The following is a 26,892-nucleotide window of genomic DNA, read 5'->3' as shown; positions in this document are numbered from 1 at the left end:
TCTCGCTGTCGGCGTACGTCCGCCGGGAACTTCGCCAGCACTCCACACGCTTGCATACAGTGGCAGGACCGGCAGGAACAGAGCGGTTGCAACAAACCGCATCCGCGATCGAAGGGACGTACATGCCCATGGGTCACACGGCCACAGCCGAGGCAGGCTCCGGCGGCCTGACAGCGACCGAACACCGCCTCGCCAACGGGCTGCGCGTGGTGCTCTCCGAGGACCACCTGACCCCGGTCGCGGCGGTGTGCCTCTGGTACGACGTCGGGTCGCGCCACGAGGTCAAGGGCCGTACGGGCCTGGCTCACCTCTTCGAGCACCTGATGTTCCAGGGCTCGGGCCAGGTGAAGGGCAACGGCCACTTCGAACTGGTCCAGGGCGCGGGCGGTTCGCTCAACGGCACCACCAGCTTCGAGCGCACCAACTACTTCGAGACCATGCCCACCCACCAGCTGGAGCTCGCCCTCTGGCTGGAGGCCGACCGCATGGGCTCGCTGCTCGCGGCCCTCGACGACGAGTCCATGGAGAACCAGCGGGACGTCGTCAAGAACGAGCGCCGGCAGCGCTACGACAACGTGCCGTACGGGACGGCGTTCGAGAAGCTGACCGCCCTCGCCTACCCGGAGGGCCACCCCTACCACCACACGCCGATCGGCTCGATGGCGGACCTGGACGCGGCGACCCTGGAAGACGCGCGTGCCTTCTTCCGCACGTACTACGCGCCCAACAACGCAGTTCTGTCGGTCGTCGGGGACATCGACCCCGAGGAGACGCTCGCCTGGGTCGAGAAGTACTTCGGGTCGATCGCCGGGCACGACGGCAAGCCCGCGCCGCGCTCCGGCGCCCTTCCCGACGTCATCGGCGAGCAACTGCGCGAGGTCGTCGAGGAAGAGGTCCCGGCGCGCGCGTTGATGGCCGCCTACCGGCTCCCGGAGGACGGCACGCGTGCGTGCGACGCGGCCGACCTGGCGCTCACCGTCCTCGGCGGCGGCGAGTCCTCCCGCCTCTACAACAGGCTCGTACGGCGGGACCGTACGGCGGTGGCGGCCGGGTTCGGCCTGCTGCGGCTGGCCGGAGCGCCCTCCCTGGGGTGGCTGGACGTGAAGACGTCCGCGGACGTCGAGGTGCCGGTCATCGAGGCCGCCGTCGACGAGGAGCTCGCCCGGTTCGCCGCGGAGGGACCCACGGCCGAGGAAATGGAGCGCGCCCAGGCCCAGTTGGAGCGCGAATGGCTGGACCGGCTCGGTACGGTCGCGGGCCGCGCCGACGAACTGTGCCGCTTCGCGGTGCTGTTCGGTGACCCGCAGCTCGCGCTGACCGCCGTGCAGCGGGTGCTCGACGTGACGGCCGAAGAGGTCCAGCAGGCCGCCAAGGACCGGCTGCGCCCCGACAACCGCGCGGTGCTCGTCTACGAGCCGGTCTCCGGAGAGACCGCTGAGGACGCGGATCCCCCCGAGGACCCCGAGGCCGAGGCCACGGTCGAAGCCGGCGACAAGAACGAGGAGGCGGCCAAGTGACCGAGCTCGCCACGATGGAGTTCCACCCCCAGCCCCAGGCGGGCGAGGCCAGGCCCTGGGCCTTCCCGGCCCCCGGGCGGGGCACGCTCGGCAACGGTCTGACGGTTCTGCGCTGCCACCGCCCCGGCCAGCAGGTCGTTGCCGTCGAGGTGCTCGTCGACGCCCCCTTGGAGGCCGAGCCGGCCGGTCTCGACGGCGTGGCCACGATCATGGCCCGGGCCTTCTCCGAAGGCACCGACAAGCACTCCGCCGAGGAGTTCGCCGCCGAACTGGAGCGCTGCGGCGCCACTCTCGACGCGCACGCCGACCACCCGTGTGTGCGCCTCAGCCTCGAAGTCCCCGTGTCGCGGCTCCCCAAGGCGCTCGGTCTGCTGGCCGACGCCCTCAGGGCGCCCGCGTTCTCGGACAGCGAGATCGAGCGGCTGGTGCGCAACCGGCTCGACGAGATCCCGCACGAGACGGCCAACCCGGCCCGTCGCTCCGCCAAGGAGCTGTACAAGGAGCTGTTCCCGGCGGCCTCGCGCATGTCACGGCCGCGCCAGGGCACCGAGGACACGGTCGCGAAGATCGACTCGGCCGCCGTACGCGCCTTCTACGAGAGGCACGTCCGGCCCGCCACGGCCACCGCCGTGGTCGTCGGCGACCTCACCGGCATCGACCTGGACGCGCTCCTCGGCGACACCCTGGGGGCCTGGACGGGCACGTCGGCCGAGCCGCGGCCGGTGCCGCCGGTGACCGCCGACGACACCGGCCGGGTCGTCATCGTGGACCGCCCCGGCGCCGTACAGACCCAGTTGCTGATCGGCCGCATCGGCGCCGACCGGCACGACCGTGTCTGGGCCGCCCAGGTCCTCGGCACGTACTGCCTCGGCGGCACCCTCACCTCCCGCCTGGACCGTGTCCTGCGGGAGGAAAAGGGCTACACCTACGGTGTGCGGGCGTTCGGTCAGGTTCTGCGCTCCGCCCCGGACGGCACAGGTGCCTCGCTGCTCGCCATCAGCGGCTCCTTCGACACCCCGAACACCGGTCCCGCCCTGGAGGACCTCTGGAAGGTGCTCCGCACGCTCGCGGCCGAGGGGCTCACCGACGCCGAGCGCGATGTCGCGGTGCAGAACCTGGTCGGCGTCGCACCGCTCAAGTACGAGACCGCGGCGGCCGTGGCGAGCACGCTGGCCGACCAGGTCGAGCAGCACCTGCCCGACGACTACCAGGCGACGCTGTACCGGCAGCTTGCCGCGACCGGCACCGTGGAGGCCACCGCGGCGGCGGTCAACGCCTTCCCGGTGGACCGGCTGGTGACGGTCCTCGTCGGCGACGCGGCGGCGATCGAGGAGCCCGTCCGGGCCCTCGGTATTGGCGAAGTGAGCGTCGTATCCGCGGAGTAGCGGCGCGGGCGTAAACGACAGGGGCCCGGTGACGGAAGCGTCACCGGGCCCCTCTTTGTCCATGTTGATGCGCAAGTTGCCCGTATTGATGGAGAGGTTGACGGTCTGCACTGTGGCATGCGCGACAAAACCCGTGATCGGTTTGTTGATTGAAAGAGGTCCCGCTTAGCTTCTGTCCGGCTGTTCGTCATGCAGTGCGCCGCAGCCGCGGCACCGGACAGTCATCGCCGAGTCCCCGTACGGCGCGAGCCAGGGGAGCCGGGGACCCACCATGTGCAGTCCCTGGGGTGAATCGGACGCCCGCGCGTACAGCGAGGGGGCCCGTAGGAGACCTTCCTGCTCCGAACCCGTCAGCTAACCCGGTAGGCGAGAAGGAGGGAAAGGACCAACCACTACATGGCGTTCACCCGCGCCACCGGGAAGCACCGTCGTCCCAGCCGCCCCAGCCTTGTCACCCGTACTACCGCTCGCGCAGCCGGCGTCGCGGCCCTCGCGACCACCGGCGTCGTCGGCGCCCTCGCCGCCCCGGCGCTCGCCGCGGAGTCCTCTGTCGAGCAGACCGGCCTCACCCCGGTGATCTCCATCGGTGAGTCTCTCGCCGACCAGATAGACGCGCAGGCCGCCGCCCAGGAGCAGGCCGCCGAGCAGGCCGCTGCCGAGAAGCGGATCGCGGCCGCCGAGAAGCGGGCTGCCGCCGCCGCGCAGAAGGAGGCGGAGGAACGGGTCAAGGAGGAGCGTGAGGCGAAGGCCCGTGCCGCCCGCGAGGCCGAGCGCAAGCGCCTCAACACCTATGTCGCCCCGATCTCCGGCTCGTACATCTCCACGGGCTACAAGGCGGGCGGCGCCGTCTGGTCCTCCGGCAGCCACACCGGCGTCGACTTCCACGCCGCGTCCGGCACCGCTGTCCTCGCGGTGGGCTCCGGCACCGTCGTCGAGGCCGGCTGGGGTGGCGCTTACGGCAACAACATCGTGATCAAGATGATTGATGGCACGTACACTCAGTACGGTCATCTGTCGTCCATCAACGTCTCTGTGGGCCAGACGGTCACCCCGGGCCAGGAGATCGGCCTCTCCGGGGCCACCGGCAACGTCACGGGCGCGCATCTCCACTTCGAGGCGCGCACGACCCCGGAGTACGGCTCGGACATCAACCCCGTCGCGTACCTCCGCTCGCACGGCGTGAACGTCTGACGTCTTCGCGCACCACTTGTCGTCGCCCCGGCTGCCCCAGCCGGGGCTTTCGGCGTTTCGGAGGGGCCGGTGTCCAAAAAATATCCATGGATTCCGGCCTGCCGTCGGAAATTCCGGTTCTCTGCAATAGAGTCACTGAACACACGTCAATCGTCGACGTTTCACGGGGATTAAAGCGGAGGTCGGACATGCGTATTCCGGCGCACTCGGTATGCACGGCTATCCGGGACGACATCGTCGCCGGTGTCTACGAGCGCGGCAGCCGGCTCACCGAGGAACTGCTCGCGCGCCGGTACGGCGTCTCGCGCGTCCCCGTCCGTGAGGCCCTGCGCACCCTGGAGGCCGAGGGCTTCGTGGTGACCCGGCGGCACGCGGGCGCGTGCGTCGCGGAACCCACCGAGCAGGAGGCGTCCGACCTGCTGGAGATGCGCATGCTCCTGGAGCCGCTGGGCGCCTCCCGGGCCGCCCAGCGGCGCACCGAGGCTCACCTCAAGGTGCTGCGCGGCCTGGTCAGGCTGGGCCAGGAGCGGGCCAGGAGGGGCAACAGTGAGGATCTGCGCTCCCTGGGGGGCTGGTTCCACGAGACGCTCACCCAGTCCTCCGGAAGTCATGCCCTGGCCTCGACGCTCACCCAGCTGCGGCACAAGATCGCCTGGATGTACGCGGTGGAGGCGCCTGTCAACCCGGTCGAGTCCTGGGCAGAACACGGGGCGATCGTGGACGCGGTGGCGCGCGGTGACAGTGAGCGGGCGCGGGCGATCACAGCGCTGCACACCGAGCGGGCGACCGTCGTGCACCGGCTGCGCTTTCCGGGCGGCGGAGACCGTCAGGATCGTGTGAGGACTTCGCAACATCCCGTAAACATGACGGGTCTGCGTCATTAACACGGGCGCCGTATACAAAGAGGGTTGAATTCGCGGGGGATTATTTCTGCTGCCCGTGATCGGGAATTACGAAGGGCCCGCCCGATATTCGGGCGGGCCCTTCGTCATGTGCGGATGGTGCTTTTGAAGTGGCGTATGCCGCCACCGTCAATTGAGGACCCCGGGGGGCTCCTCAGACCGTCTCGGGGAGTTCCTCGAGGCCATCGGCCACCAGCTTCGCCAGGCGGTCGAGCGCGGCTTCGGCGCCCTCCGCTTCGGAGGCGAGGACGATCTCCTCGCCGCCCTGGGCACCCAGCCCGAGGACCGCCAGCATGGAGGCCGCGTTGACGGGGTTGCCGTCGGCCTTGGCGATCGTCATGGGGACGCCGGCGGCCGTGGCCGCACGGACGAAGATGGAGGCGGGGCGGGCGTGGAGGCCCTCCGCCCAGCCGACGTTGACGCGGCGCTCAGCCATGTGATGCTGCCCTTCACTGTCTCAAGGTTGTCTAGACCATTGTTCCATAGCGTGAAGCGTGCCGGGAGGCGGGTCTGAACCCGTCCCGGAACCGCGTTCGAACCCCGGCCTGGGCCCGACTTCGGTCCCCACAGGCTGCCTCGCGACGTTGTCGGACGCGAGCCGTACTCTGGGGCGCATGCAGAACTCGTCGGACCGGCACGAGTACCCCGCCCACTGGGAGGCGGACGTCGTGCTGCGCGACGGCGGCACCGCCCGTATCCGGCCCATCACCGCGGACGACGCCGACCGACTGGTCAGCTTCTACGAACAGGTTTCGGACGAGTCGAAGTACTACCGCTTCTTCGCGCCTTATCCGCGCCTGTCCGCCAAGGACGTCCACCGCTTCACCCACCACGACTTCGTGGACCGGGTGGGGCTCGCGGCCACGGTCGGCGGCGAGTTCATCGCCACCGTACGCTATGACCGCATTGATGCCGCCGGACTGCCCGCCTCCGGTCCCGCCACCGAGGCCGAGGTCGCTTTCCTGGTGCAGGACGCGCACCAGGGCCGGGGTGTCGCCTCCGCCCTCCTCGAACACATCGGGGCTGTCGCCCGCGAGCGCGACATCCGCCGCTTCGCCGCCGAGGTGCTGCCTGCCAACACCAAGATGATCAAGGTGTTCACGGACGCCGGGTACACCCAGAAGCGCAGTTTCGAGGACGGGGTCGTACGCCTGGAGTTCGACCTGGAGCCCACCGACCGCTCCCTCGCTGTCCAACGCGCGCGGGAGCAGCGGGCGGAGGCGCGCTCCGTACGGCGACTGCTCGTCCCGGGCGCCGTGGCCGTCATCGGCGTCGGCCGCGTCCCCGGCGGCGTCGGCCGCAGCGTCCTCGACCACATCAGGGACGCCGGTTTCACCGGTGACCTGTATGCGGTCAACAGCGCCTTCCCCCAGGACCAGAAGGACATCGACGGAGTACCGGCCCACCGATCGGTGGGCGACATCGAGGGCCCCGTCGACCTCGCGGTCGTCGCCGTCCCCGCCGCGTACGTCCCCGATGTCGTCGCCGAGTGCGGCGAGCACGGCGTGCAGGGGCTCGTCGTGCTCTCCGCCGGGTACGCCGAGAGCGGCCCCGAGGGGCGGGAACGGCAACGCGAACTCGTACGGCACGCGCGCACGTACGGGATGCGCATCATCGGCCCCAATGCCTTCGGCGTCATCAACACGGCGGAGGGCGTCCGGCTGAACGCGTCACTCGCCCCCGAGATGCCGAGGCCCGGGCGGATCGGCCTGTTCGCGCAGTCCGGGGCCATCGGGATCGCGCTGCTGTCCCGGCTGCACCGGCGCGGGGGAGGCGTCACCGGGGTCACAGGCGTGTCCACCTTCGTCTCGTCCGGCAACCGGGCCGATGTGTCCGGCAACGACGTACTCCAGTACTGGTACGACGACCCGGACACCGATGTCGTCCTCATGTACCTCGAATCCATCGGCAACCCACGCAAGTTCACACGCCTCGCACGGCGCACGGCGGCGGCGAAGCCACTGGTGGTCGTGCAGGGGGCGCGGCACGGTGGCGCCGCGCCCCAGGGGCACGCCGTACGGGCCACGCGGCTGCCTCACGCGACGGTGTCCGAGCTGCTGCGGCAGGCCGGGGTGATCCGGGTGGACACGATCACCGAACTGGTCGACGCGGGGCTGCTGCTGGCCCGGCAGCCACTGCCCGCCGGACCGCGGGTGGCCATCCTGGGGAACTCGGAGTCGCTGGGGCTGCTGACGTACGACGCGTGCCTCTCCGAGGGGCTGCGGCCGCTGGCGCCGCTGGATCTGACGACGGGGGCGTCGCCCGCGGACTTCCAGCGGGCGCTGTCGGAGGCGCTGGCGGGCGACACGTGCGACGCGGTCGTCGTCACCGCGATCCCCACGGTAGGGGAGGCCTCCGCCCGGGACGCCGCGTTGGCCGAGGCGCTTCGGTCGGCTGCGGCGGAGGTCCCGGGGAAGCCGGTGCTGGTGGTTCACGTGGAGCTCGGCGGGCTTGCGGAGGCGCTGTCGGCCGCGGCCAGTACCGCACCACAGGCAGCTTCGCCGGCACTCGGAGCCGCAGGCGGTGCCCAGGCGTTCCGCCCTGCGGGACGCGTGGCCACCACGGCAGCGGTGCCGGCACCCGTACCCCCGACCACCCCCGACTCCTGCTCCCGTCTCATCCCCTCCTACCCCGCAGCCGAGCGTGCCGTGCGGGCCCTCGGGGAAGCCGTGAAGTACGCGCAGTGGCGACGGGAGGCCGCCGAGCCCGGCAAGGTGCCCGAGTCCATCGACGCGGACATCGATGAGAAGGGGGCCGCCGAGCTGATCGGCGGGCTCCTCGCGCGCGGGCAGGGGCTCACCCTCGGTACGGACGAGACGTGCGAGCTCCTCGGGACGTACGGCATCCCGGTGCGAAGGGCCCTGCCCGCCCCCAGCCCCGAAGACGCGGTGGCCTCCGCGCGGACCCTCGGTTACCCCGTCGCCCTCAAGGCCACCGCCCCGCACTTGCGGCACCGCGCCGACCTGGGCGGCGTACGCCTGGATCTCGCCGACGAGGAGCAACTGCGGCGGGCGTACGCCGAACTGACCGGCCTCTTCGGGAACCCGGACGAGGTGCGGCCCGTCGTGCAGGGGATGGCACCGCGGGGAGTCGACACCGTCGTACGGGCGGTCATCGACCCGGCGGCCGGCGCGGTGCTCTCCTTCGGGCTCGCCGGGCCTGCCTCGCAGCTGCTCGGGGACACCGCGCACCGCCTGATACCGGTCACCGACCGCGACGCGGGCTCGCTGATCCGGTCGATCCGGACGGCACCGCTCCTCTTCGGCTGGCGCGGCTCGGCGCCGGTGGACACCGGGGCGCTGGAGGAGCTGCTGCTCAGGGTGTCGCGACTCGTCGACGATCATCCCGAGGTCATCGCGGTGTCCCTGGAGCCGGTGGTCGTCGCGCAGCACGGCCTGAGCGTGCTCGGGGCGTCGGTGCGGCTGGCGCCGCCGCCCGCCCGTGACGACCTGGGTCCCAGGACACTTCCTGTGTACTGAGCGGTGCCTCGCAGTCAGTGGGTCCCCGTAGGATGGGCACATGGCCAAGACCAGTACGTCGACCCAGGGGCTGCGAGCGGCGATCGAGCGCAGCGGCTACTACCCGGCCCTCGTGGCCGAGGCGGTGGAGGCCGCGATCGGCGGCGACTCCATCCGGTCGTACCTGGTCCACCAGGAGACGACATTCGACGCGAACGAGGTGCGGCGGCACGTGACCGTGCTCGTCCTCACGGGCAACCGTTTCATCGTCAGCCACACCGACGAGCAGGCCGAGGACACCACGTCTCCGACGCCGTACGCCACCACGTCCACGGAATCCGTGAAGCTGGGCCGGATCTCGTCCGTCGTCGTCAGCAGGGTCGTCGCCAACCCGGAGTCGTACACGCCGGGCACGCTGCCCCGCGAGGTCGTCCTGACCATCGGCTGGGGCGCCGTCGCCCGTATCGACCTGGAACCGGCCGCCTGCGGCGACCCCAACTGCGAGGCTGACCACGGCTACACGGGCAGCTCGACGGCGGACGACCTGAGCCTGCGCGTCAGCGAGGCCGGGGACGGCCCGGAGACGGTCCGCCAGGCACTCGTCTTCGCGCAGGCCCTCTCGGAGGCGACCGCGGACGTCACCCGCTGATGGCACAGCCGACCGCCTGGGACCACCCGGAACCGCTAGCCGTCTCCTCCGCCCCCGTCCCGCACTACGGCACGGGTTCGCTCGCCGACCTGCTGCCCACTATCGCCGCAGGCATGGACGTACCGGGAATGTCCCCGGCGATACCGGAACTGGCGCCCGCCGACCGGAACTGCGTGTTCCTGATCGACGGACTGGGCTGGGAGCAGCTCCGGGCCCACCCGGACGAGGCCCCCTTCATGAGCTCGCTCATGAGCAGCTCGCGCGGTGACACCGGCCGTCCGATCACCACCGGCTACCCGGCGACCACCGCGACCTCCCTCGCCTCCGTCGGCACCGGGCTGCCGCCCGGCGCGCACGGCCTGCCCGGCTACACCGTGCGCAATCCGGCCACCGGCGAGCTGATGAACCAGCTGCGCTGGCAGCCGTGGACGGACCCGCGCGCGTGGCAGCCGTACCCCACGGTCTTCCAGCTGGCACACAAGGCCGGTGTGCACACGGCCCAGGTCTCCTCGCCGACCTTCGAGAACACCCCGTTGACGAAGATCGCGCTCAGTGGCGGAACGTTCAGGGGGAAGCTGTCCGGCGAGGACCGCATGGATCTCGCGGCCGAGCAACTGGCCGCCGGTGACCGTTCGTTGGTCTACACGTACTACGCCGAGGTGGACGGCAAGGGTCACCGCTTCGGCGTCGACTCGGACGCCTGGCGCGGTCAGCTCATGTACGTCGACCGGCTCGTCCAGCGGCTGGCGGAACAACTCCCGCCGCGCGCCGCGCTGTACGTCACCGCCGACCACGGCATGATCGACATCCCGTTCGACGAGCAGCACCGCATCGACTTCGACGAGGACTGGGAACTGCGCGCGGGCGTGGCCCTGTTGGGCGGCGAGGGCCGCGCGCGGCACGTGTACGCGGTGTCGGGCGCCGAGGCCGACGTACTGACCTGTTGGCGCGAGGTGCTCGGCGAGCAGTTCTGGGTGGCCTCACGGGAGGAGGCGATCGCGGCGGGCTGGTTCGGACCGACGGTCGACGAACGGGTGTACGCGCGGATCGGCGACGTGGTCGCGGCGGCCCGGGACGACGTCCTGATCGTCGCCTCCGAGCGGGAGCCGAGGGAGTCGGCGATGGTCGGCAACCACGGTTCTATGACCCCTGCGGAACAGTTGGTCCCGCTGCTGCAAGTACGCTCCTGAGGCTCCGCCCCTGCCCGACAGTCCCTGCCCAGCTTCCTTCCCGTCTTCCGTGTGTCCGCGTATCTCGCCGAAAGGTGCTCAACCTCCCATGCCCGAGCTGGTGTTCTTCTCCGGAACGATGGACTGCGGGAAGTCGACGCTGGCGCTCCAGATCGGGCACAACCGGTCGGCCCGGGGACTTCAGGGCGTGATCTTCACGCGCGACGACCGGGCGGGCGAGGGCAAGCTCTCCTCGCGGCTGGGTCTGGTGACGGAGGCGGTCGAGGCGGCCGTGGGCATGGATCTGCACGCCTATCTGGTGGACCAGATGTCCAGGGGCGGCAAGGTCGACTACGTGATCGTGGACGAGGCACAGTTCCTTGCACCGGACCAGATCGACCAGTTGGCGCGAGTGGTGGACGACCTGGGGCTGGACGTCTTCGCGTTCGGCATCACCACCGACTTCCGCACGAAGCTCTTCCCCGGCTCCCAGCGGCTGATCGAGCTGGCGGACCGGATCGAGACCCTCCAGGTCGAGGCGATGTGCTGGTGCGGGGCACGGGCCACGCACAACGCCCGCACCGTGGGGGGCGTGATGGTCGTGGAGGGCGAGCAGGTCGTCGTCGGTGACGTGAACCACACGGCCGAGGAGGTCGGCTACGAGGTGCTGTGCCGACGCCATCACCGACGCCGTATGACAAGCGCCTCCGCGCACGCCTCCGTCATCTCTCCGGACGTGCTGCCGGTCAATTCGGCCTGATCGTTCTCCTCAGCCGCTCTTTCCGGCCGTTCTCGATACGATGAAGGTCACAATAACGTATCGGACATTTCGCGCTTCAACCTTCACCTGAAGCACACAAGTTGGCTAAGTTGACCTCCGAACACCTTCCCAAACCTGCTGTCCGGATCTGACAGTTGACTCGGGAGACGTACCACGGAAGGAGCTCGTCCCGCATGGCGCCGGAACGAACCCGAGATGATGGGCCGAGCCGTGAGGAGGTCCAGCAACGGATCAACAGCCTCTACGACCAGGCCGAGAGCTTCACCGGGACCTTCAACGCCACCCGCGCGATGAAGCTGGGGATACGCAGGCGCGTCAACCCGGCGCCCGACAACGCGCGCAGGCGCTCCGATCCCGTCCTCGACGAGGTCGCCCGTCCGTGGTTCGACGTGGGGCGCGCCCAGCTGGGCCCGACCGTGTCGGCGGTGCTGCCGCCGGACAGGAGACCGGCCCGCGCGACAGAGGCCCGGCCCGCTCGACCCGCCGCTCCTCCCGCCGAGCTGACCGCGCGTGCTGTGGCGGAGTTGACCGCCGGCCCTGTGGCCGCGTTGCCCGCGGGGCCGACGGCCGCGCTGCCGCCCGGGCCCATGGCTGCGCTGCCGCCCGCGCCGGTCGCCGAACTGTCCGCCGTACCCGTGACCGGCCTGTCGGCCGTGCCCGCGCCAAGGCGGGAAGCTCCGGGGGACCTGAACGCGCTTTCGGTCGAGCCCAGTTGGTTCCCGACGCAGGCCCAGGGCGCCGCTCCGTTCCCGGCGGCCGACTTCCTGCCCGCCGAGGACAGCTGGCGCCTCCCCAACACTGTGGACCAGGCTCAGCCGCAGCCTGCCGAGGAGTGGCAGCTGCCCCAGTCGGTCGGCCAGAGCGCGGACCCGTTCCTCGACGCGGGCACCCCCCTCTACGCGGGCACGCTCCGTGACGGGGACTACGCCCTCGTCACCGAACTCCCCCTCGTCACCGAACCGTTCCCTGTCGCCGACCCGTTCCCCGTGACGGAGACGACTTACGGCACGCAGGCGCCGCCCTACAGTGCGGAGACGTCGTACGGAACGCACACGCCGCCACACGGCACGCAGACCTACTACGGCACGGGAACCCACTACTTCGGCACCGAGTCGTTTCCGGCGGCTGGGACCGGCGCGAGCATCGGCAACGGCATCGCGTTCGTCTCGGAGTCCGGTGCGAAGGCCGCGAAGGCGGTCGCCTTCGCCCGTGCGCAGATCGGCAGACCGTGCGTCTGGGGCGCGGTCGGGCCGGGGTCGTACGACAACTCCGGTCTCATCCAGGCCGCTTGGAAGGCCGCCGGAGTCGCACTCCCGCGTGCCGTGCACGACCAGGCGAACGCCGGCATGGCGATCAATCTCGCCGACGTCCTGCCCGGTGATCTGGTGTTCTTCCACGGCGACGCGGGCCATGTCGGTCACGTGGGCATCTTCGTCGGCGACGGAATGATGATGCACGCGCCGAGTCCGGGGGCACGGGTCCGCGAGGACTCGATCTTCGCTGCCGGCGAGACGGCGATCCACAGCGTCCTGCGGCCCGCGTAGGGCCCTCCAGGGGGCCGTCAGCGGGCCCCCTGGATCAGCGAGAACATCGCCCCCTCCGGGTCCGTCACCGTCGCCACGCGGCCGTGTGCGCTGTCGTGCGGGGGCTTGACGACATGGCCGCCCAGATCCACCAGGTGGTCGGCCGCCGCGTCCGTGTCGGACACCTCGAAGTACGTCATCCAGTGCGGGCCCCGGCCGCGGGGCAGGAAGTTGCCCACGCCGTGGATGCCTGCGACGGGGCGGCCCTCGATGTGCAGGGTGACGTAGTCGAAGTCCGCCGACACCACGGGCTCCTCCTCGTAGCCGAAGACGGCCTTGTAGAACTTGGTGACGCTCGACGAGTCGCGGGTCACCAACTCGTTCCAGGCCGGGGTGCCGGGGACGCCGGTGATGCCCGTGCCCAGATGGGCGGCGGCCTGCCAGATGCCGAACACCGCCCCCATCGGGTCGGACGCGATCGCCAGCCGGCCCGCGTCGGCCGCGTCCAACGGGCCCACCCCCACGGTGCCGCCCGAGTGCCGGACCATCTCCGCCGTGAGGTCCACGTCGTCCGAGGCGAGGTATGGCGTCCAGGCGACGGGGAGATGGCGGTCCGGTGGCAGCTGGCCGATGCCGGCCACCTCCTGACCGTCCAGCAGGGCCCGTACGTACCAGCCGAGTTGCTGGGGTCCCAGCTCGAACTCCCAGCCGAACAACTCCCCGTAGAAATCCTGGGTCGCTGTCACTCCGTGCACCATCAGACTCACCCAGCAGGGTGTGCCGGGCGCGTGCCGGGCGGGTACTTCGCTGCTCCGGCCGGCCGACTCCCGTGCCTCGGTCATCGTCACTCTCTCCTCGACCCCTTGCGGTGGCCGTGTCACTTCCGCTGTCCGCCGTGTCGGCGGACCTGCCGCATGCCGTCGTGGGGCGTGCTCCGTTGCGTACGTCGGTCGTGTCGTGGCGCGATCCTGCGCGCACGCACGCTCCGTGCCGATGCTCGCACTGTCCGCGGTACCGCGCGCCCGGGCCGCGCCGACCCCGCACGTCCTCGTCCCGAGGGTGCCCGAATCGGCGTTTCCCGCCCGTTTCCGCGCGATTGCCGCAGAGTGTCCATCAGTCGTACAGCATGTGCCCGATCCCGTACGCCACGTGATCGAACCTGTCCGGCGGGAGAGTAACCCGACCTGGCCGTCGCGGCCACCCCGTGCGCAAGGATGGAGCCATGAACGCCATCATCTCCGCACCCGAACTAGTGAACGAGCTGGCCGGTTCCAACCCGCCGGTTCTGCTCGACATCCGCTGGCAGCTCAGCATGCCCACCGCGAGCGGCGCGGCGCCCTTCGACGGGCGCGCCGAGTACGCGGCGGGGCACCTCCCTGGCGCGGTCTTCGTCGACCTGGACCGGGACCTCGCCTCCGCGCCGGGGGCGGGCGGTCGGCATCCGCTGCCCGACCTGGCGGTGTTCGGTGCCGCCATGCGCAGCGCGGGCGTCTCGGCCGGCGTCCCGGTCGTTGTGTACGACGGCGGACAGGGCTGGGCAGCGGCTCGGGCATGGTGGCTGCTGCGCTGGACAGGTCACCCGGACGTGCGGTTCCTCGACGGCGGGTTGCCGTCCTGGGAGGGGGCGCTCGAGGCAGACGTACCCGCGCCCGCCGAGGGCGACTTCACGCCGGTGCCGGGAGCGGTGGAGTTGCTCGACGCGGACGGGGCCGCCGCGCTGGCACGCTCCGGGCTGCTGCTCGACGCGCGCGCGGGGGAGCGTTACCGGGGCGAGGTCGAGCCCATCGACCGGGTCGGCGGACACATCCCGGGCGCTGTCTCGGCTCCCACGAACGAGAACGTGGGGGCGGACGGCCGCTTCCTGCCCGCGGACGAGCTGACGGCTCGTTTCAAGACCCTGGGCGCGGCGGACACCACCGCGGTGGGCGTGTATTGCGGATCGGGCGTCTCGGGTGCCCACGAGGTCCTGGCCCTGGCGGTCGCGGGCATTCCGGCCGCGCTGTATGCCGGCTCGTGGTCGGAATGGTCGGGGGATCCGACGCGGCCCGTGGCCGTGGGGCCCAACCCGCAGTAGTTCAGTAGCTCAGTAGTTCGGCAGGTCGTTGAAGCGTTCGTCCGGATGGGGGCGTGAACAACCGTGGGGGCCGCATCGGACGGATGCGGCCCCCACAGTCGTTCGAGTAGCCCGTACGGGTTACTGCTCTTTGTTCTTCCGGCGTGTGCCGAACACGATCTCGTCCCAGCTCGGTACCGCCGCTCTACGGCCGGGACGGACGCCGTCCGCCTCGGCCTGGCGGTCGGTGGCGCCGACCAGACGGTCGCGGTGTGCGCCGACCGAGCGGGGCATGAGCACGTCCGCGTACGCGGAGCCGGCCGAGGCCGCGGGAGCCGGAGGCTCCTCCACCTCGGGTTCGGGCGCCGGTTCCTCCGGGGCTTCCGTGGAGGAGGGTCGTTCCGGCACGACCATGTCGCCGCGGAAACTCGGTACCGCTTCCAGAAGGCTCGTCAGCGAATCACGCTCGCTCGCGCTCACGCCTTCCTCGGTGAGCTCGGACGACGGCGCGGGCAGGACCGGACGGTCCAGCGGGCGGTCGCGCGGCAGCCGGGCGATACGCGGTACGAACGGGAAACTGGGCTCGGGCGCCGCGAGGTCGTCCGACTCGCCGATCAGCGAGCGGGCCTCCTCGTCGACGGCCTGCACGAGCCGCCGGGGCGGGTCGTACGTCCAGCTCGCCGAGTGCGGTTCGCCGGCCACCAGGTAGACCAGCAGGACTTCCCAGGTGCCGTCGTCGCGGCGCCAGGAGTCCCACTGGACGGTGTCCTTCTCGGCGCCTCGGATCACCAGCCGTTCCTGCACGGCCTCGCCGAGCTGTGGACCGGCGTTCTCGCCGGGCCGACGGACCGGAGTCTTCCGGGCCCGCTCGGCCATGAAGGCTCGCTCGGCCAGCACGGGGCCCTCGAAGCGGCGTACGCGATCGACCGGAATCCCGGCGAGCTGCGCCACCTCTTCCGCGGACGCACCGGCACGTATACGTGCCTGGATGTCGCGGGGGCGGAGATGACTCTCCACCTCGATCTCGATCTGGCCGAGGCGGGGACGGTCGCCGCGTACAGCGGCGCGCAGACGCTCATCGATCGGAAGCGTGTACTCCGTGCTGTCCGCAGCCTTCAGCACCAGCCGTGTGCCGTCGTTAGAGACGGCCACGACACGCAGTTCGGGCATGGGGACCTCCCGGGTGGTGCCTGCCGACGTCACGTGCGTCGCTGCTTCCGCTAGTCGAGTGTGGCCTGCCCGGGTGCAGCCTGCCACAACCTTGCCGAGTTGCCCGGCGTGTCGGGCTGGGGCCCGAGATCGCCGTTATGCCACGGTTATCTATTCGCAACGCTAAGTGACAAACTCCGTCACCCTGTGCAACGAGCCCCCTCTTGGCGGTCCTGGAAGGCCCCGGACGCCCAGGCGGGAGACCGGACCCAGGGTTCGCAACAGTACTCCATTTGGGCCACGTGCGTGGATTGGCACGCCACCCAATTCCTGCTGGGGAGTGCGAGTTGGCCGGTCCCCCACCGGTTCCGTGACCTCGGACGCAGCGCAGTTCACGTAAACGTCGGAAACGGAACCAATTGCTTCGCTACGCGCCGAGAACCCGCCGCAAGTAGTCATTCTGGAACAGACGTTCAGGGTCGAGCCGGTCCCGAAGGGCGGTGAACTCCCCGAAGCGGGGGTAGACACCGGCGAGGTACTCCGCGTCCCGCGTGTGCACCTTGCCCCAGTGCGGTCGTCCCTCGTGTGCCGTGAAGATGCGTTCGGCGGCGGTGAAGTACGCCTGGTAGGGCGTTCCGCGGAACATGTGGACGGCGACGTAGGCGCTGTCGCGGCCCGAGGCCGTGGAGAGCGCGATGTCGTCCGCGGGGGCCGTGCGCACCTCCACGGGGAAGCTGATCCGCATGTCCGACCGGTCGACCATCGCCTTGAGTTCGCGCAGCGTCGCCACCAGGGCCTCGCGCGGAACGGCGTACTCCATCTCCACGAAGCGCACCCTGCGAGGCGACGTGTAGACCTTGTAAGGGATGTCGGTGTAGGTCCGCGCGGACAGGGCCTTGCTGGAGATCTGGGCGATCGTCGGGATCGTGACCGGCACTGTGCGGCCGACCAACTGGGCCACCTGGAAGACGCCGTTGGAGAGGAACTCGTCCTCGATCCAGCCGGTGATCCGGTTGACCGGCTTCTCGGGGCCCGCGCTGCGGTTGTTGCGCTTGGTGTTGGTGCTGCCGGTGTGCGGGAACCAGTAGAACTCGAAGTGCTCGTTCTCGGCCCAGAGTTCGTCGAACGTGCTGGTGACCTTGTCGAAGGTCATCGGCTCCTCGCGGGCGGTGAGCAGGAAGAGGGGCTCCACGGCGAACGTGATCGCCGTGATGATCCCCAGGGCGCCGATGCCGACCCGGGCCGCCGCGAAGACCTCGGGATTCTCCTTCTCGGAGCAGACGAGCACCGAACCGTCCGCCGTCACCAGCTCTAGCCCCCTGATCTGGGCGGCTATCGAACCCGACTCGCGGCCGGTGCCGTGCGTGCCGGTGCTGGTGGCACCCGAGACCGTCTGCTCCATGATGTCGCCCATGTTCGTGAGCGACAGCCCCTCGCGAGCGAGAGCCATGTTGAGTCTCTTGAGTGGAGTGCCCGCCTCGACCGTGACCGTCATGTTCTCGCGGTCAACATTGCGGATGCCGGTCAAGAGTTGAGGGCGGATCAACACCCCGTCGGTGGCGGCGGTCGCGGTGAAGGAGTGACCGGTGCCGACGGCCTTAACCTTCAGACCGTCCACGGCTGCCTTTCGCACGGCGGCGGACAGTTCCTCCACGGAAGCGGGCGTGACCTCCCGGACGGGCCGGGCGGTGACGTTGCCCGCCCAGTTACGCCACGTGCCGCTCTTGCCGCTCACTGTGCTGCTCAACGGTGCCTCCCCGACACGGAGCCGGCCTCTTCAGCCGGCGGTACCCCAGGAAACCAACCGCGACCGCAACGGCCCCGGACGCCACCGGAACCCCGTACCCGGCGCTCGCACCGGCGGCGTCGATCACCCAGCCGGACATGGAGGAGCCGAGCGCGACGCCGACCGCGAGCCCGGTGCTCACCCAGGTCATGCCCTCGGTCAATTGTGCGCGTGGTACGTGCTGTTCGATGAGGGACATCGTCGTGATCATCGTGGGAGCGATGGACAGACCCGCAACGAACAGCGTCACGGCCAGAAACGGCAAGTTTCCGACCAGTAGGAGGGGGATCATACTCACGGCCATCGCACATATGCCCAGCAACCACCGACGTTCCGGGGCTCCCGGGAGGTGCAGCAGCCCGAACACGGCTCCTGCTGCGCAGGAGCCCGCCGCGTAGAGGGCCAGCACGACGCTCGCGGCGCCCTGATGGCCCCGCTCCTCGGCGAAGGCGACGGTGACCACATCGACGGCCCCGAAGATCGCCCCGGTCGCCGCGAAGGTGACCACGAGGACCTGGAGACCGGGGGAGCGCAGCGCCGAGCCGCCCCTGTGCTGCGCCCGCGGATGCGGCTTCGGCTCGGTCTCGCGCTGGGACGTCAGCCAGAACACGCCGACCGCCAGGAAACAGGCGGCGAGCAGCGGCCCCGCCTCCGGGAACCACGCCGTGGACAGCCCGATCGAGATGATCGGCCCGAAGATGAAGCAGACCTCGTCCATCACGGACTCGAAGGAGTACGCGGTGTGCAGCTGCGGGGTGTCCCGGTAGACGGCCGCCCAGCGCGCCCGGGTCATCGCGCCGACGCTCGGAACGCAGCCGATGCCGGCGCCGCACACGAACAGCACCCAGTCCGGCCACCCGAAGTGCGCGGCGAGCAACAGCCCGGCCGAGGCCAGCAGGGTGCAGAGCGTCGCGGGGCGCAGCACGCGGCGCTGCCCGTACTGGTCGACCAGGCGCGAGACCTGCGGGCCCGCCACCGCGGCGGCCAGGGCGATGGTCGCCGAGAGGGCACCCGCGAGCCCGTAGCGGCCGGTGAGCTGGGAGACCATCGTGACGACGCCGATGCCCATCATCGACAGCGGCATCCGGCCGAGGAACCCCGCGGCGGTGAAGCGACTGGAGCCGGGGGCGGCGAAAAGGGCGCGGTAGGGGCTGGGCACGGCGGTCTCCGGTCGATCCGGTAAGGCGTGAAGGACACCCGAGTAAGGCGTGAAGGAGGCCGATACATCTTACGTATCAGGTTCACCTGACGCACCCGCGAGGACGGGCCGGGATCCCGGCTGTCAGAGGGGGGTGGCAGGATCGGAACCATGCGAGATGCGCTCGACGCCACCCCCTACGACGCCCTGCTCCTGCTCTCCTTCGGCGGCCCCGAGGGCCCGGACGACGTGGTTCCGTTCCTGGAGAACGTGACACGCGGACGGGGCATCCCCAAGGAACGCCTCAAGGAAGTCGGACAGCACTACTTCCTGTTCGGCGGGGTCAGCCCGATCAACGACCAGAACCGCGCCCTCCTGGACGCCCTGCGCAAGGACTTCGCGGATCACGGTCTGGACCTGCCGGTCTACTGGGGCAACCGCAACTGGGCCCCGTATCTGACCGACACCCTGCGCGAGATGGTCCAGGACGGCAGACGCCGCATCCTCGTCCTCGCCACGAGCGCGTACGCCTCGTACTCGGGCTGCCGTCAGTACCGCGAGAACCTCGCGGACTCCCTGGCCGCCCTGGAGAGCGAGGGCCTCGACCTGCCCGAGGTCGACAAACTGCGGCACTACTTCAACCACCCGGGCTTCCTGGAGCCGATGATCGAGGGCGTGCTCACCTCCCTCGCCGAACTCCCCGAGGAAGTCAGGGACAGCGCGTACCTCGCCTTCTCGACCCACTCCATCCCGACAGCCTCCGCCGACACCTCCGGGCCCGTCGAGGACCACGGCGACGGTGGAGCGTACGTGAAGCAGCATCTGGACACCGCACAGCTGATCGCGGGCGCCGTGCGCGAGCGGACCGGCGTCGACCACCCCTGGCGGCTCGTCTACCAGTCGCGTTCCGGAGCCCCGCACATCCCGTGGCTGGAGCCCGACATCTGCGACCACCTGGAGGCGCTGCACGGCGCCGGGGCCCCGGCCGTCGTGATCGCGCCGATCGGGTTCGTGTCGGACCACATGGAGGTCCTGTACGACCTCGACACGGAGGCCAAGGCGAAGGCGGAGGAGTTGGGCCTGCCCATGCGCCGTTCCGCGACCGTGGGTGCCGACCCGCGCTTCGCCGCCGCCATCCGCGAACTCGTCCTGGAGCGGGCCGCCACCGAGAGTGGGCAGGACGTCACGCCGTGCGCCCTGGGCGCGCTCGGCGCGACCCGGAACGTCTGCCCCGTGGGCTGCTGCCCGTCCCGTGCCCCCAGGCCCGCCGCCGCGGGCGCCGACAGCTCGTACGCGTGAGGACTCCTGTGACCGACCCCCTGCTGCCCGAACTGCTCCGGCTCGCCCAGGAGGCGGCCCGCCGTGCGGGAGAGCTGCTACGGGACGGCCGGCCGGCCGATCTCGCGGTCGCCGCCACCAAGTCCAGCCCCATCGACGTCGTCACGGAGATGGACATCGCGGCGGAGAAGCTGATCACCGACGTGATCTCCGACCAGCGCCCGGACGACGGTTTCCTCGGCGAAGAGGGCGCCTCCAGCGAGGGCAGCAGCGGCATCCGTTGGGTCATCGACCCGCTCGACGGCACGGTCAACTACCTGTACGGGCTGCCTACTTGGTCCGTCTCCATCGCGGCCGAGCGGGACGGCGAGCGGATCGTCGGCGTGGTCGCGGCGCCGATGCGCGGCGAGACGTATCACGCCGTGCGCGGCGGGGGAGCCTGGGCCACCGGGGCCTGGGAGGGCGAACGCCGACTGGCCGTCCGCCCGGCCCCGCCCCTGGACCAGGCCCTGGTGTCGACGGGCTTCAACTACGTCGCCGAGGTCAAGGCCCACCAGGCCGAGGTGGCCCGGCAACTGATCCCGCTGCTGCGCGACATCCGGCGTGGTGGCTCGGCGGCGGTCGACCTGTGCGATGTGGCGGCGGGCCGCCTGGACGGCTACTACGAGCGGGGTCTCAACGCCTGGGACGTCGCCGCGGGTGACCTGATCGCCCGAGAGGCGGGCGCGCAGACAGGTGGGCGCCCCGGAGAGCGCCCGTCACGGGATCTGACGGTCGCGGGCACCCCCGGCGTCTTCGAACCCCTCCAACGCCTCCTGGAGGACTTCGGCGCCTGGCACGACTGAGGCCAGGGTGCGGGCCCACCAAGGCCCACTGCCCCCACGCCTCCGGCTTTGTGGTCCCGAAGGCGAACGAACCAAAAAAGGGGGAAGCCCCGGCACTGGATCGATGCCGGGGTCCCCTTTTTTTCTATTCTGCGGGCTGATCAGACGCTGGCCGCGCCGACCTCCACACCGTGTTCGGCGGCGAGGCGGCGCAGGTCGTCGAGCTCGGCCTGTTCCACCTCGGCGAGGAAGTCGTCGCCCTCGTCACGAGCCCGCGTCAGGTCGGTCTCGGTCGCCCTTATGCGCTGCAGAAGTCCTGCGGTGAATGCGTCCATGCTGCGCCCCCTCGTCCTGGGTCGTGGGTCGATGGCACGGGGGTGTGCCGTTCGGAAGGGGCGATCACGTCTCCAACTGGGTGCCCAGCGCTGCCCTGCTGGGCGGCGACGGTGCCGGACACCCACGCCCGCTCCGCGGAAAGCGGTTCGTTGTGCCACTAGGTGTCATGGCACACGCAGAGCGTGATCGCGGGGTGTAAAACCGTCCTCCCCCCGCTCCCTGCGGAGGAAACCTCAACCCGCCGAGAATTCTTCCCTCCGGCGTCGACAGGGTCGGCTCCGGGCCGGCGGGAAGGTGCCCTGCGGTGATCGTCCGGGGCCCTCTTACAACCGGTTTACGGGCGAAAGCGGCAGGATGGAGGCCTGACCATACGAACAGATCCCGCCAACGTGCCGTCCTGGCCCGCGGGCGACCCCGAGGAAGGACAAACGACGTGCGCGTACTCGTCGTCGAGGACGAGCAACTGCTCGCCGATGCGGTGGCCACCGGACTGCGCCGGGAGGCCATGGCCGTCGACGTCGTGTACGACGGTGCGGCGGCCCTGGAGCGCATCGGCGTCAACGACTATGACGTGGTCGTCCTCGACCGGGACCTCCCGCTGGTGCACGGCGACGATGTCTGCCGCAAGATCGTCGAGCTCGGCATGCCCACACGCGTGCTGATGCTCACGGCTTCCGGAGATGTCAGTGACCGGGTCGAGGGACTGGAGATCGGCGCCGACGACTACCTCCCCAAGCCCTTCGCCTTCAGCGAGCTGACGGCACGCGTGCGTGCCCTCGGCCGGCGTACGAGCCTGCCGCTGCCGCCCGTCCTGGAGCGCGCCGGCATCAAGCTCGACCCGAACCGCCGCGAGGTCTTCCGCGACGGCAAGGAGGTCCAGCTCGCGCCCAAGGAGTTCGCCGTCCTTGAGGTGCTGCTGCGCAGCGAGGGTGCGGTCGTCTCCGCCGAGCAGCTCCTGGAGAAGGCCTGGGACGAGAACACCGACCCGTTCACCAACGTCGTACGGGTGACCGTGATGACCCTGCGTCGCAAGCTGGGCGAGCCCCCTGTGATCGTCACCGTGCCCGGTTCCGGCTACCGGATCTGAACTCGATGGCCACGACACCCGCTCCCCCGAAGGCGCCTCCGAAGCCCACCTGGGACCCGAGGAAGCCGCAGCAGCTGCCCTGGCTGCGCCCGACCATCCGCATACGCCTCACGCTGCTCTACGGCGGCATGTTCCTGATCGCCGGCATCCTGCTGCTGTCGATCATCTATCTGCTGGCCGCCCAGGCCATCCGCGGAGGCAACAACCAGTCGTTCCAGATCTCCGGCAGCGGCGTCAGCATCACCAGCGAGACATGTCCGGTGCTGAACGCCGCGACCAATGACGTCCAGCTCAACGCGGCGCTCAAGTCGTGCAACGACGCCCTGCGGCAGCACGCCCTGGACGACCTGCTCAGCCGTTCGCTGCTCACGCTGCTGGGCCTCGCCGTGATCGCCTTCGCCTTCGGTTACGCCATGGCCGGCCGGGTCCTTACGCCGCTCGGCCGGATCACCCGCACGGCCCGCGCGGTGGCCGGCTCGGACCTGTCCCGCAGGATCGAGCTGGACGGCCCCGACGACGAGCTGAAGGAGCTGGCGGACACCCTCGACGACATGCTGGAGCGCCTCCAGCGGGCGTTCACCGCTCAGCAGCGATTCGTCGGCAACGCCTCGCACGAGCTGAGAACGCCGCTGGCGATCAACCGAACGCTCCTCGAGGTGCACCTGTCGGATCCGGGGGCGCCGCCGGAGCTCCAGCAGCTGGGCAAGACGCTGCTGGCGACCAACGAGCGCAGCGAGCAGCTCGTCGAGGGGCTGCTGCTGCTCGCCCGCAGCGACAACCAGATCGTCGAGCGGAAACCGGTCGACCTCGCCGAGGTCGCCTCGCAGGCCGTCGATCAGACGCATGCCGAGGCGGAGGCCAAGGGGGTCGTGTTCCGCGGGAAGTGCGATCCCGCGGTCGTCCAGGGCAATGGCGTGCTGCTGGAGCGGATCGCGCTGAACCTCGTACAGAACGCGGTGCGATACAACGTGCCGGAGGACGGCTGGGTCGAGGTGACCACCGCGGTCCAGCACGGGCAGGCGGTGCTGGTGGTGTCGAACACGGGTCCCGTGGTCCCGGCGTACGAGATCGACAACCTCTTCGAGCCCTTCAGGAGGCTGCGTACGGAGCGAACGGGCAGCGACAAGGGTGTGGGCCTCGGACTGTCGATCGCGCGCTCTGTGGCGCGCGCTCACGGCGGTCATATCTCGGCCCAGCCGCGTGAGGGGGGTGGGCTCGTGATGCGAGTCGCCCTTTCTATCTGAGATCATGTCGCCGACACGCGAGGATGTTCGCTTTGCGCGGAATTTCCGGGGTACCCTCCCGGCGGCCTCGTGTGCGATCGATCACAAGGGCGAATTTCCGGCCATCTACTCTCCGTGATCATGAAAGCCACCGTAAGGCCCGGATAATCCGGGTTTTCGGGGGTCGTGATCACGGGAAGTACACGGTGGGGGCCTTTGAAGTGTGGCATTCGGACCGTGTACGGTCCCGATCGCCATCCATGCCGATCTCTCTCGAGGGGGTCGGTTGGGTGTCGATTGAGTAACAGACCTTGATGTGAGGCAAAATCTCCGCCTCAGGTCGGGCACAAGTCCGGCCTCTCACGCGTTACCTGCGCTGAGACACCGCAGACACCCAGAGGGGGAGAGCGCGACATGGCAACGGATTACGACACCCCACGCAAGACCGACGACGACGTCGACTCGGACAGCCTTGAAGAACTCAAGGCGCGTAGGAACGACAAGTCGACTTCCTCCGTGGACGTCGACGAGTTCGAGGCCGCCGAGGGCCTCGAACTGCCCGGAGCGGACCTCTCGAACGAGGAGTTGGCCGTCCGGGTGCTGCCCAAGCAGCAGGACGAGTTCACATGCATGACCTGCTTCCTGGTGCACCACCGCAGCCAGCTGGCCCGCGAGAAGAACGGTCAGCCGATCTGCCGCGACTGCGACTGAGGCAGGGTCGGCCGTGACTGGCTCGACCCCTCCTTGGAAGCGCCGTTTCCCCCTGCGGGGAGCGGACCAGGGGCCGCAGGACGGCCCTCATGGTGTGCGTGACGACGAGCGGGGCTCATCCGATACCGGATCGGCCTCGCTCGAACCGGCCGCCAGGCCGGCCGACCACGGGGAGGATCTCCCGGTGCCGGCCGAGCCTTCCGTCCCCGTCGTCGCAGGGCGACGGACGGCAGCGATCCGGCAGAAGGCCAGGGAAGGCGTCCGTAAGGGCGGCAGCCGGGCCAGGGCGGGCCTCGCCTACCTCACCGACCGGATCATCGAGATCGCCCCGCGTATCCCCGTACGCGACCTCGCCACCCTCCGTCGACAGTTCCCGGGCCTCGGGCCCGAGCAGCTCGCGGACAAACTCGTCGCGGGCGCCGCGAGCGCGACGGCGACCGTCGGGGCGGGCATCGGGGCCGCGGCGATGCTGCCGGTGCCACCGGCCATGCCGACCGAGCTGGCCGCCGAGATCACCGGCGTGGCCGCGATCGAGCTGAAAATGATCGCCGAGCTGCACGAGGTCTACGGCGCGCGGCCACCGGGCGGCCTGAAGCAGCGCAGCACCGCGTACCTGAATTCGTGGTCGGGCGAACGCGGGATCGACGTGACGAAGCCGTCGACGATCAACTCGGCCCTCGGGGGCCAGATGAAGCGCGAACTGCGCCAGCAGATCATGAAGCGGATGGTCCGGGACCTGCCCAACCTGATGCCGTTCATGGTGGGCGCCGCCGTCGGCGCGGTCATGAACCGGCGCGACACCCGAAGGCTCGCGGACCGCATCCGCAAAGACCTGCGCCAGTTCCAGGTCCCCTGGGACCAGCTCCCGGAGTTGCCCCCGCTGGAGCCGCCCGCGGACGCGCTGGACCTCGGGAACAACGGGCCGAAGGAACTCGGGACCTAGAGGTCCCGCGAGGCGTGGTCAACCCTGTGTGCACACGTGGCGGGCAGGTCTTTGCCCGCCGCGGAGGAAGAATTTGCCGACGTGCCCGAGCCGCCGCTCCGCCGGTTCAGCCCGCGTCGCGCGCAGCGGCCGCCCGCGCCGATTCCAGTGCCGCCACCAGCTGTTCGGGCTCCCGTGTCGACAGATACAGGTACGGGGTGGGGTCCTTGGGGTCCGTGACCTGCACGCGCAGTGCCGTGGGGATGTAGGAGCGCAGGAGCATGAAGGCGCGGGTGTCCGCCTTGTACGTGCGCCAGGCGCGCGCTTCCTCCGCGTCCAGGATCTCCGCCTCGCCCAAGGCCGCCACCGGGATCTTCGCCTCGCCCGCGATCAACGCGTCGCCCACGACCCGGATCCGGATCGAGCCGTACGAACTCGCCGCCACCGCGGCCACCGCGGTACCGCCCACCAGGCCGCCGAGCAGGGGCAGCGTGCCGAACGGGAGCAGGATCAGGGCGAAGGAGACGCCGACCAGGAACGAGATCAGCCACCAGGAGCGGGGGGCCGTGAGGCGTTCTTCGTAGGGGGAGGCGGAAAGCTGCATGGAGCCAAGCTTGGCATGGTGTCGGTCGACGGCCGACTCGCGGGTAAGGTCTGCGGCTGTGAGTGGTCCTTCCGCAGCTCTGAAGCCTCCCGCCGACGCCGTGGCGCCCGTGCGGCACCCGGACGCGCCCGCGCCCGGAGAGCTCCTCGGCTCCCACTACGAACAGTGTTTCGGATGTGGAATCGGGCAGGCCCACGGGCTGCACCTCGCCGCGCGGGCCGGAGACGGGGTCACGGTCACCGCCGAGTTCACCGTGCGGGCCGCCCACCAGGGTGCCCCTGGCCTCGCCCACGGCGGCGTGCTCGCCAGCGCGCTGGACGAAACGCTCGGCTCGCTGAACTGGCTGCTGCGTACCATCGCGGTGACCGGACGGCTGGAGACCGAGTTTGTCCGGCCCGTGCCTGTCGGCACCCTGCTGTACCTGGAGGCCGAGGTCACGGCGGTGGCCCGGCGGAAGATCTACTCGACCGCGACCGGACGCATCGGAGGCCCCGACGGGCCCGTCGCGGTGCGTGCCGACGCCCTCTTCATCGAGGTCAAGGTCGACCACTTCATCGACAACGGCCGCCCGGAGGAGATCCAGGCAGCCATGAGCGACCCGGACCAGATCCGACGCGCCCGCGCATTCGAGGTGAACCCGTGAGCCCCGCACCCACGGGCCGTGAGCCCCTGGACGTTCTCATCCGGCGCGTCGATCCGGACGTACCGCTTCCGGCGTATGCGCAGCCGGGTGACGCCGGGGCCGATCTGCGGACCACGGAGGGGTGCGAACTGGCGCCCGGGGAACGGGCTGTTCTGCCCACCGGTGTGTCTGTCGCGCTCCCGGACGGGTACGCGGCCTTCGTGCACCCTCGTTCGGGGCTCGCGGCCCGGTGCGGTGTCGCTCTGGTGAATGCCCCGGGGACGGTTGACGCCGGGTACCGTGGGGAGATCAAGGTGATCGTGGTGAATCTCGACCCGTACGAAACCGTGCGATTCGAGCGCTTCGACAGGATTGCCCAACTGGTTGTCCAGCAGGTCGAGAAGGTCCGCTTCCGGGAGGTCGCGGAACTTCCCGGCTCGGCGCGGGCCGAGGGGGGCTTCGGGTCCACCGGCGGTCACGCCTCGGTGGGCGGTGGAAGCGGTCACAGCGGTCAGGCCGCATTGGGCGGCACAACGGGTGGGAATCGATACGCTTCGGTCGTATCCGACCGGGAAGGACAGTGA

Annotated in this window: 25 protein-coding genes and 1 riboswitch; of the genes, 18 read left to right on the top strand and 7 right to left on the bottom strand. The window is 70.3% G+C overall.

The window, feature by feature from the left end; all coding sequences use genetic code 11:
• Positions 1 to 122: 122 nt before the first annotated feature.
• The 4 genes from OG734_RS11205 (at position 123) to OG734_RS11190 (ending at position 4,977) form a co-directional block, all read left to right on the top strand.
• The gene (locus tag OG734_RS11205) at positions 123 to 1,517 is read left to right on the top strand and encodes a M16 family metallopeptidase (protein ID WP_330287350.1); all 1,395 of its coding nucleotides are present in this window, start codon (positions 123 to 125) and stop codon (positions 1,515 to 1,517) included.
• Positions 1,514 to 2,902 carry a M16 family metallopeptidase gene (locus tag OG734_RS11200; RefSeq protein WP_330287349.1) on the top strand — a complete coding sequence of 463 codons (1,389 nt, stop codon included), beginning with the start codon at positions 1,514 to 1,516 and terminating at the stop codon, positions 2,900 to 2,902. Before OG734_RS11205 ends, OG734_RS11200 begins: the two co-directional genes overlap by 4 nt.
• 215 nt (positions 2,903 to 3,117) lie before the next feature.
• Positions 3,118 to 3,286, top strand: a riboswitch (cyclic di-AMP (ydaO/yuaA leader).
• Positions 3,287 to 3,298: 12 nt separating this feature from the next.
• The gene (locus OG734_RS11195; RefSeq protein ID WP_330287348.1) at positions 3,299 to 4,093 is read left to right on the top strand and encodes a M23 family metallopeptidase; all 795 of its coding nucleotides are present in this window, start codon (positions 3,299 to 3,301) and stop codon (positions 4,091 to 4,093) included.
• Positions 4,094 to 4,281: 188 nt separating this feature from the next.
• Positions 4,282 to 4,977: a GntR family transcriptional regulator gene (locus OG734_RS11190; protein WP_330287347.1), complete on the top strand. Its 696-nt coding sequence runs from the start codon at positions 4,282 to 4,284 to the stop codon at positions 4,975 to 4,977.
• 172 nt (positions 4,978 to 5,149) lie between these two features.
• On the opposite strand, the gene OG734_RS11185 is transcribed toward OG734_RS11190, so the two are convergent.
• Positions 5,150 to 5,431, bottom strand: coding sequence for an HPr family phosphocarrier protein (locus OG734_RS11185; protein WP_330287346.1), 282 nt, complete (start codon positions 5,429 to 5,431; stop codon positions 5,150 to 5,152).
• Between the two features lie 178 nt (positions 5,432 to 5,609).
• Between OG734_RS11185 and OG734_RS11180 the strand changes: the two genes are divergently transcribed.
• From OG734_RS11180 to OG734_RS11160, 5 genes are all read left to right on the top strand, one after another.
• The gene (locus OG734_RS11180) at positions 5,610 to 8,474 is read left to right on the top strand and encodes a bifunctional acetate--CoA ligase family protein/GNAT family N-acetyltransferase (RefSeq protein ID WP_330287345.1); all 2,865 of its coding nucleotides are present in this window, start codon (positions 5,610 to 5,612) and stop codon (positions 8,472 to 8,474) included.
• Between the two features lie 40 nt (positions 8,475 to 8,514).
• Positions 8,515 to 9,102, top strand: coding sequence for a DUF5998 family protein (locus OG734_RS11175; RefSeq protein ID WP_053743507.1), 588 nt, complete (start codon positions 8,515 to 8,517; stop codon positions 9,100 to 9,102).
• Positions 9,102 to 10,292, top strand: a complete 1,191-nt coding sequence (locus OG734_RS11170; protein ID WP_330287344.1) for an alkaline phosphatase family protein — start codon at positions 9,102 to 9,104, stop codon at positions 10,290 to 10,292. Before OG734_RS11175 ends, OG734_RS11170 begins: the two co-directional genes overlap by 1 nt.
• Positions 10,293 to 10,380: 88 nt before the next feature.
• Complete coding sequence (locus tag OG734_RS11165; RefSeq protein WP_330287343.1) at positions 10,381 to 11,031, top strand: thymidine kinase; 651 nt, start codon at positions 10,381 to 10,383, stop codon at positions 11,029 to 11,031.
• A gap of 194 nt (positions 11,032 to 11,225) precedes the next feature.
• Entirely contained in the window at positions 11,226 to 12,596 is a 1,371-nt protein-coding gene (locus OG734_RS11160; RefSeq protein ID WP_330287342.1) for a C40 family peptidase, read from the top strand.
• 17 nt (positions 12,597 to 12,613) lie between these two features.
• Here the strand turns inward: OG734_RS11160 and OG734_RS11155 are convergent, their stop codons facing one another.
• Positions 12,614 to 13,417 (bottom strand): VOC family protein, encoded by an 804-nt coding sequence (locus OG734_RS11155; protein WP_330287341.1) that lies wholly within the window; start codon positions 13,415 to 13,417, stop codon positions 12,614 to 12,616.
• 380 nt (positions 13,418 to 13,797) lie between these two features.
• On the opposite strand from OG734_RS11155, the gene OG734_RS11150 reads away from it, so the two are divergent.
• Positions 13,798 to 14,649, top strand: coding sequence for a sulfurtransferase (locus tag OG734_RS11150; RefSeq protein WP_330287340.1), 852 nt, complete (start codon positions 13,798 to 13,800; stop codon positions 14,647 to 14,649).
• A gap of 120 nt (positions 14,650 to 14,769) precedes the next feature.
• Here the strand turns inward: OG734_RS11150 and sepH are convergent, their stop codons facing one another.
• The 3 genes from sepH to OG734_RS11135 all read right to left on the bottom strand — a co-directional run bounded on the left by sepH (position 14,770) and on the right by OG734_RS11135 (position 18,722).
• Positions 14,770 to 15,798: a septation protein SepH gene (gene sepH, locus OG734_RS11145; protein ID WP_330287339.1), complete on the bottom strand. Its 1,029-nt coding sequence runs from the start codon at positions 15,796 to 15,798 to the stop codon at positions 14,770 to 14,772.
• A gap of 406 nt (positions 15,799 to 16,204) precedes the next feature.
• Positions 16,205 to 17,524: a D-arabinono-1,4-lactone oxidase gene (locus tag OG734_RS11140; protein ID WP_330287338.1), complete on the bottom strand. Its 1,320-nt coding sequence runs from the start codon at positions 17,522 to 17,524 to the stop codon at positions 16,205 to 16,207.
• Entirely contained in the window at positions 17,484 to 18,722 is a 1,239-nt protein-coding gene (locus tag OG734_RS11135) for an MFS transporter (protein ID WP_330287337.1), read from the bottom strand. The genes OG734_RS11140 and OG734_RS11135 overlap by 41 nt, the downstream gene beginning before the upstream one ends.
• A 150-nt stretch (positions 18,723 to 18,872) precedes the next feature.
• Here OG734_RS11135 and OG734_RS11130 point away from each other — a divergent pair, with 150 nt between their 5' ends.
• Positions 18,873 to 20,000, top strand: coding sequence for a ferrochelatase (locus tag OG734_RS11130; protein ID WP_330287336.1), 1,128 nt, complete (start codon positions 18,873 to 18,875; stop codon positions 19,998 to 20,000).
• Positions 20,001 to 20,008: 8 nt separating this feature from the next.
• Positions 20,009 to 20,824 (top strand): inositol monophosphatase family protein, encoded by an 816-nt coding sequence (locus OG734_RS11125; protein ID WP_330287335.1) that lies wholly within the window; start codon positions 20,009 to 20,011, stop codon positions 20,822 to 20,824.
• 140 nt (positions 20,825 to 20,964) lie between these two features.
• Here the strand turns inward: OG734_RS11125 and OG734_RS11120 are convergent, their stop codons facing one another.
• On the bottom strand, positions 20,965 to 21,138 hold the full coding sequence (locus tag OG734_RS11120; protein ID WP_330287334.1) for a hypothetical protein: 174 nt from the start codon (positions 21,136 to 21,138) through the stop codon (positions 20,965 to 20,967).
• Positions 21,139 to 21,572: 434 nt separating this feature from the next.
• Here OG734_RS11120 and OG734_RS11115 point away from each other — a divergent pair, with 434 nt between their 5' ends.
• From OG734_RS11115 to OG734_RS11100, 4 genes are all read left to right on the top strand, one after another.
• Complete coding sequence (locus OG734_RS11115) at positions 21,573 to 22,226, top strand: response regulator transcription factor (protein ID WP_006380516.1); 654 nt, start codon at positions 21,573 to 21,575, stop codon at positions 22,224 to 22,226.
• 5 nt (positions 22,227 to 22,231) lie between these two features.
• The gene (locus OG734_RS11110) at positions 22,232 to 23,470 is read left to right on the top strand and encodes a sensor histidine kinase (RefSeq protein ID WP_330287333.1); all 1,239 of its coding nucleotides are present in this window, start codon (positions 22,232 to 22,234) and stop codon (positions 23,468 to 23,470) included.
• Between the two features lie 393 nt (positions 23,471 to 23,863).
• Entirely contained in the window at positions 23,864 to 24,160 is a 297-nt protein-coding gene (locus OG734_RS11105; RefSeq protein ID WP_006380512.1) for a DUF4193 domain-containing protein, read from the top strand.
• A gap of 13 nt (positions 24,161 to 24,173) precedes the next feature.
• On the top strand, positions 24,174 to 25,103 hold the full coding sequence (locus tag OG734_RS11100) for a hypothetical protein (protein WP_330287332.1): 930 nt from the start codon (positions 24,174 to 24,176) through the stop codon (positions 25,101 to 25,103).
• Between the two features lie 106 nt (positions 25,104 to 25,209).
• Here OG734_RS11100 and OG734_RS11095 read toward each other — a convergent pair whose 3' ends face one another.
• Positions 25,210 to 25,686, bottom strand: a complete 477-nt coding sequence (locus OG734_RS11095; protein ID WP_330287331.1) for a DUF3093 domain-containing protein — start codon at positions 25,684 to 25,686, stop codon at positions 25,210 to 25,212.
• A 58-nt stretch (positions 25,687 to 25,744) separates the two neighbouring features.
• On the opposite strand from OG734_RS11095, the gene OG734_RS11090 reads away from it, so the two are divergent.
• Together OG734_RS11090 and dut are read left to right on the top strand one after the other, a co-directional pair.
• The gene (locus OG734_RS11090; protein WP_330287330.1) at positions 25,745 to 26,329 is read left to right on the top strand and encodes a PaaI family thioesterase; all 585 of its coding nucleotides are present in this window, start codon (positions 25,745 to 25,747) and stop codon (positions 26,327 to 26,329) included.
• Positions 26,326 to 26,892 carry a dUTP diphosphatase gene (gene dut / locus OG734_RS11085; RefSeq protein ID WP_330287329.1) on the top strand — a complete coding sequence of 189 codons (567 nt, stop codon included), beginning with the start codon at positions 26,326 to 26,328 and terminating at the stop codon, positions 26,890 to 26,892. Before OG734_RS11090 ends, dut begins: the two co-directional genes overlap by 4 nt.

The sequence above is a fragment of the Streptomyces sp. NBC_00576 genome (genome assembly GCF_036345175.1).
Lineage (GTDB): Bacteria > Actinomycetota > Actinomycetes > Streptomycetales > Streptomycetaceae > Streptomyces.
Note: the sequence above shows the minus strand (reverse complement) of the source record. Positions and strands in the feature narration are given on the sequence as shown.

What these genes read in the sequence shown, in the direction of transcription:
- OG734_RS11205 (WP_330287350.1), top strand. Translation starts at nt 123, where the DNA reads ATGCCCATGGGTCACACGGCCACAGCCGAGGCAGGCTCCGGCGGCCTG.
- OG734_RS11195 (WP_330287348.1), top strand. Translation starts at nt 3,299, where the DNA reads ATGGCGTTCACCCGCGCCACCGGGAAGCACCGTCGTCCCAGCCGCCCC.
- OG734_RS11190 (WP_330287347.1), top strand. Translation starts at nt 4,282, where the DNA reads ATGCGTATTCCGGCGCACTCGGTATGCACGGCTATCCGGGACGACATC.
- OG734_RS11185 (WP_330287346.1), bottom strand. Translation starts at nt 5,431, where the DNA reads ATGGCTGAGCGCCGCGTCAACGTCGGCTGGGCGGAGGGCCTCCACGCC.
- OG734_RS11180 (WP_330287345.1), top strand. Translation starts at nt 5,610, where the DNA reads ATGCAGAACTCGTCGGACCGGCACGAGTACCCCGCCCACTGGGAGGCG.
- OG734_RS11175 (WP_053743507.1), top strand. Translation starts at nt 8,515, where the DNA reads ATGGCCAAGACCAGTACGTCGACCCAGGGGCTGCGAGCGGCGATCGAG.
- OG734_RS11170 (WP_330287344.1), top strand. Translation starts at nt 9,102, where the DNA reads ATGGCACAGCCGACCGCCTGGGACCACCCGGAACCGCTAGCCGTCTCC.
- OG734_RS11165 (WP_330287343.1), top strand. Translation starts at nt 10,381, where the DNA reads ATGCCCGAGCTGGTGTTCTTCTCCGGAACGATGGACTGCGGGAAGTCG.
- OG734_RS11160 (WP_330287342.1), top strand. Translation starts at nt 11,226, where the DNA reads ATGGCGCCGGAACGAACCCGAGATGATGGGCCGAGCCGTGAGGAGGTC.
- OG734_RS11155 (WP_330287341.1), bottom strand. Translation starts at nt 13,417, where the DNA reads ATGACCGAGGCACGGGAGTCGGCCGGCCGGAGCAGCGAAGTACCCGCC.
- OG734_RS11150 (WP_330287340.1), top strand. Translation starts at nt 13,798, where the DNA reads ATGAACGCCATCATCTCCGCACCCGAACTAGTGAACGAGCTGGCCGGT.
- sepH (WP_330287339.1), bottom strand. Translation starts at nt 15,798, where the DNA reads ATGCCCGAACTGCGTGTCGTGGCCGTCTCTAACGACGGCACACGGCTG.
- OG734_RS11130 (WP_330287336.1), top strand. Translation starts at nt 18,873, where the DNA reads ATGCGAGATGCGCTCGACGCCACCCCCTACGACGCCCTGCTCCTGCTC.
- OG734_RS11120 (WP_330287334.1), bottom strand. Translation starts at nt 21,138, where the DNA reads ATGGACGCATTCACCGCAGGACTTCTGCAGCGCATAAGGGCGACCGAG.
- OG734_RS11110 (WP_330287333.1), top strand. Translation starts at nt 22,232, where the DNA reads ATGGCCACGACACCCGCTCCCCCGAAGGCGCCTCCGAAGCCCACCTGG.
- OG734_RS11105 (WP_006380512.1), top strand. Translation starts at nt 23,864, where the DNA reads ATGGCAACGGATTACGACACCCCACGCAAGACCGACGACGACGTCGAC.
- OG734_RS11095 (WP_330287331.1), bottom strand. Translation starts at nt 25,686, where the DNA reads ATGCAGCTTTCCGCCTCCCCCTACGAAGAACGCCTCACGGCCCCCCGC.